The following is a 3863-nucleotide window of genomic DNA, read 5'->3' on the forward strand; positions in this document are numbered from 1 at the left end:
AGAACAAACTAGGGTTTAGGCTTTTAATTAAGGATTTTAATATTTTGATATTAAAATCCAAAAGGTTCAATTTCAAAATTCAAAGGTTTGGGTAAATTGAGTTTGTAATCTTTGAGTTGTTTTTTAGGATTAACAACTAAAGCAAATCCACCTTTATTGTATCTATCCCAAACACTATAAAATTCTCTTTTAGAACTGATATATTCTCCATAACTTGGATCAAGTATTTGTAAATAATTACCTTTATGATTTATAATCACCACAAAATGTGGAAAGCGTGGATCATCTTCAATTTTAACTAAAATAGGAACAGATATAATATTCTCTAAAATCTTTCTATCGACTTTATAAGACTTGCTTTCATAGCCAAGCTTTTTTACTGCATCATTTAAATCTGCAAAGCTTACCATATCTGTATAAAGTTTTTGTCCACTCATGGTTTTTAATAAATCTAATTCTGTTAAATTATTATCATCAAGTGTATTAATAAGCGTAGCCAAAGAAGCAGCACCACAAGATTCTTCATAATTTTGCCTTACAACTTTTTCATTTTTGATTTCTTGGTAAGACTTAACTACAAATTCTGCCTTTAAAAACAAAGGCAAAAGAGCAACCATTAATGCTATTTTTAGAATTTTTTCCATAGATTGATACCAAAAATTGCATCAGGAGCAGCAGAGCTTCCACCTAGACTTGCACTGACTGAAACAGCAGTATCTTGATTTATGCTATAAGTAGAACCGCCACTAATTGTAGGAATTGATCTGATTTCTGAATTTTTTACACCATTGATTTTTTGTTCGGTTTGAAATCTTTGTTCTGCTCCTAAATCCAAAGTAATTTTAGGGCTTAAGATTATAGATAAATTTCCACCAAAGTAAATACTATTGCCATAATCTATTTTTGCGATTTTAAATTTTCTTTGGGCGTTATAACCAAATCCTGTATAAATACTATATACCACTGGATCGCTATATCCTCTTAAACTTGCTTCTAGGTTTTGGGATTGAAAATAAAAGTTTTTAGTTTGCAAAACTGTTTTTTCTCTTTGAATGATCGCTGTTTGAAATTTAATCTGCGGAACAAAGTCAGCAATGCTTTCTCCTGTATAAATAAAGCCTATCCATAAAGAATCAAAATTTAAAGTATTTTTGCTTGTAAAAGCACCTGAAATAATATTGTTATACTCTTGTCTTGCATAATTTCCACCGCCTGAAATAAGTAAATCGAAATTAGGTGTAAGCGTATAAATAAAAGTTTGATTCAAATAAAGTTGCTTTGTATCATTCCAAACATTTAAATCTCCATTTACTCCAATATTTGGATAAATGTAATAAGAGTGAGGATTTCCTGTGCTAAGCAAGGATAAACTTGTAATGCTTCTTAAGCCTATTTGCTTTTTAAACAAGCTATCGATATTTAGCTCATCGCTAGCAAAAAGACAACCACTTAAAACTGCCAAAATAAGAATAATTTTTTTCATTTTATTACCTTTTAAAATATTGCTTTGAAAAATTAAGCAAGGAGCGTTCCAAATTTTTAGTATATTCTTTATATTTTATTCCTTTCTTTTATAAATTATCCATCTCTTTCAATCTCATTATTCCTAACACTTGTCCATCGCAAGATATTATCGGATCGTCCTCGCTCTCCTTGCTGTAACTGATTGAGTGCATTGATGTGCAAAAGCATTTGAGTTCGTTTTGTGTTATGAACCATAGGCTGTTTGGACAATATTCGCATAGAGTTTCTTTCTAGGGCAGTTTCTCTTCGGATAGTTGATTTATTACCGAGCTCTTGTAAGACTCTCTGTCTATATTGTTTTGTATAATCTCTCTCATTATTCACTCCTTTATCTTGTATAATTTTATATTTTTTTGTTGTTTTGGCTTTGTTGATCTGTTTTAAATCTTTCTCTCTACCTATTACTGATACTTCCCAAATAGGTTTTTTAAGTGTTTTAACAACTTCTTGCCACTTGTTATTAATTTTTGCCTTTCTTTTTATCTCATATTCTTCTTGCCCTACTATTTTAAATCTTGCATATTCACCCCTTAAAACTTTATTTTCTCTCACAATCCTTTCTAAATCTTGTCCCCAAATTGTAGTTATTCCTTTTTTGGTTTTATAACCCACATAATAGGATTATTTATCTGTTTCATTATATTAAATTCTTTAATAAATCTTTGAATTTCTTTATCATTAACTTTAAGAATATAAGGTTTTAGAGTTTAAAGGACTGCTTATAAGCGGAGAAAGAACAGATTTAAACACTCTTAATTTTTATGTGAGTACTACTGATGGTAAAACAATAATCGAACCTGAAAATTTGATTTATAAAAGAGATGAAAAAACCTTTTTTAAATTGGAAAGTTATGTAAATTTTGGTGGTTTTGTAAAGAGATTAAACAATTTTTATAATGACTTAGAAAAATTTACTCAACTCAATAAAAATAAGATAGAAAATCTTGAAAAAGAAATTGTGGAGCTAAAAAGCATTACAGGGGATAACACTCCAAAATACAAAAGAAAGGATTATTTAGAGGCATTAAGAGAAGACAATCGCATTATCATGGATGAAATAGAAAAAATGAGTAAGCAAAAAAACTACAAAAGTGATTTTGTGCCAAAATCTGCAAAAATTTTAGAAGATTTAAATAAATATAATGAAATTAAAGTCTTGTTAAGATAAAACATAATCAAAAATGCCCTAAAATTAGCTTGTTGATCTTAGGGCGGTATTATTTATTTCTTTTTATCCTTTTTTCATCTTCTAAAAAAATTTGCTAATATCTTGTGTTATATCTTTTCGGTAATGAAAACCCTCAAGATCAATTTTTTCCTTATTAGATGTATGAAAAAGTGGCTCCATAATCTCGATAGCATCCCATACAACCCAAATATAAGGAAACAAGCCATCGTGTATAATTCTATTGCACCAATTTTTAACTAGCATAATCTTATCAAAATCCACATTTGGAGGTAAATCAAAATATTGTTTATGATTTTCTTTTAGTTTCAAAAGAAAATCATGTAATTTTATTTCACGCTCTTGTAAATCACCAAATATCATCCACTTTATTTTTCCCTCTAGTGCCATACGGATTAAAAAAGCTTTTTCGATAAGAGAAATATAAAATTTTGGATACGGTGACAAGTGGCATCCAAATGAGTAATTAAATAGTCTCTGTGGGTGAATATCATCATCCAAACCCTGTATACTTCCAATTATATTATTGATTTCCATAACGACAGACTGTAAAGATTTGTCAAATGATTTTTCTTTGCCTCTTATTGCATTATAAAATCTTGCTATATCATAAATAATAGTCTGTGTTATTATCGTTTGTGGTATACCACTAGCAATTTCCCAACATACAAGATATCTATTTTCATTTACCGATTTAATAGCTCTACAAATTGATAAATAATGACTTATAATATATTCATCATTAAATTGCTCTGGTCGTTTAAAAATCAAATCAAACTTATCATATATTATATTTTTTTGCTCATATATATAATCATTTAATAACTTGACTATTTTCTCTAAAACTAATAAATTTTCTTTTTCATCTTGATATGTCATTTTTTCTAATATTCCCATTGTAATCCATCCTTACAAAATTTATTTTAATAAAATAACATAAACATAATAATACTTTGATTAAATTTGATTTAAGGCATTTGTTATGATAAAATGAATTATATTACATTTGAAAACAAGGAGCTAAAATGTTTAAAAACTATTAAGTGTTGTAGCTTTAGGTGCTTTATTATCAAGTTCTGCTTTTGCAGAGGATATTCTTGCTAAAGTCAGTAATGGAGCAATTAGTGATAATAGTGCAGGTGTTAAAGTTCTT

3 protein-coding genes and 2 pseudogenes are annotated in these 3863 nt (G+C 28.3%); 1 reads left to right on the plus strand and 4 read right to left on the minus strand.

Annotated elements, in window-relative coordinates; all coding sequences use genetic code 11:
• Positions 1–50: 50 nt before the first annotated feature.
• The 3 genes and pseudogenes from AJ888_RS06355 to AJ888_RS06365 form a co-directional block, all read right to left on the minus strand.
• Positions 51–644, minus strand: a complete 594-nt coding sequence (locus AJ888_RS06355) for a cysteine peptidase family C39 domain-containing protein (RefSeq protein ID WP_002861455.1) — start codon at positions 642–644, stop codon at positions 51–53.
• Positions 629–1483 (minus strand): hypothetical protein, encoded by an 855-nt coding sequence (locus AJ888_RS06360; RefSeq protein WP_002779713.1) that lies wholly within the window; start codon positions 1481–1483, stop codon positions 629–631. The genes AJ888_RS06355 and AJ888_RS06360 overlap by 16 nt, the downstream gene beginning before the upstream one ends.
• A gap of 95 nt (positions 1484–1578) precedes the next feature.
• Positions 1579–2145: pseudogene (locus AJ888_RS06365) on the minus strand (spore coat protein CotH); the annotation flags it as partial.
• Between the two features lie 67 nt (positions 2146–2212).
• On the opposite strand from AJ888_RS06365, the pseudogene AJ888_RS06370 reads away from it, so the two are divergent.
• Positions 2213–2692: pseudogene (locus AJ888_RS06370) on the plus strand (hypothetical protein); the annotation flags it as partial.
• Between the two features lie 81 nt (positions 2693–2773).
• Here AJ888_RS06370 and AJ888_RS06375 read toward each other — a convergent pair.
• A complete protein-coding gene (locus tag AJ888_RS06375) occupies positions 2774–3607 on the minus strand; it encodes a hypothetical protein (protein WP_070296202.1) in 834 nt (277 codons plus the stop codon).
• Positions 3608–3863 lie beyond the last annotated feature (256 nt).

It is taken from the genome of Campylobacter sp. BCW_6467 (assembly GCF_001762855.1).
GTDB lineage: Bacteria > Campylobacterota > Campylobacteria > Campylobacterales > Campylobacteraceae > Campylobacter_D > Campylobacter_D jejuni.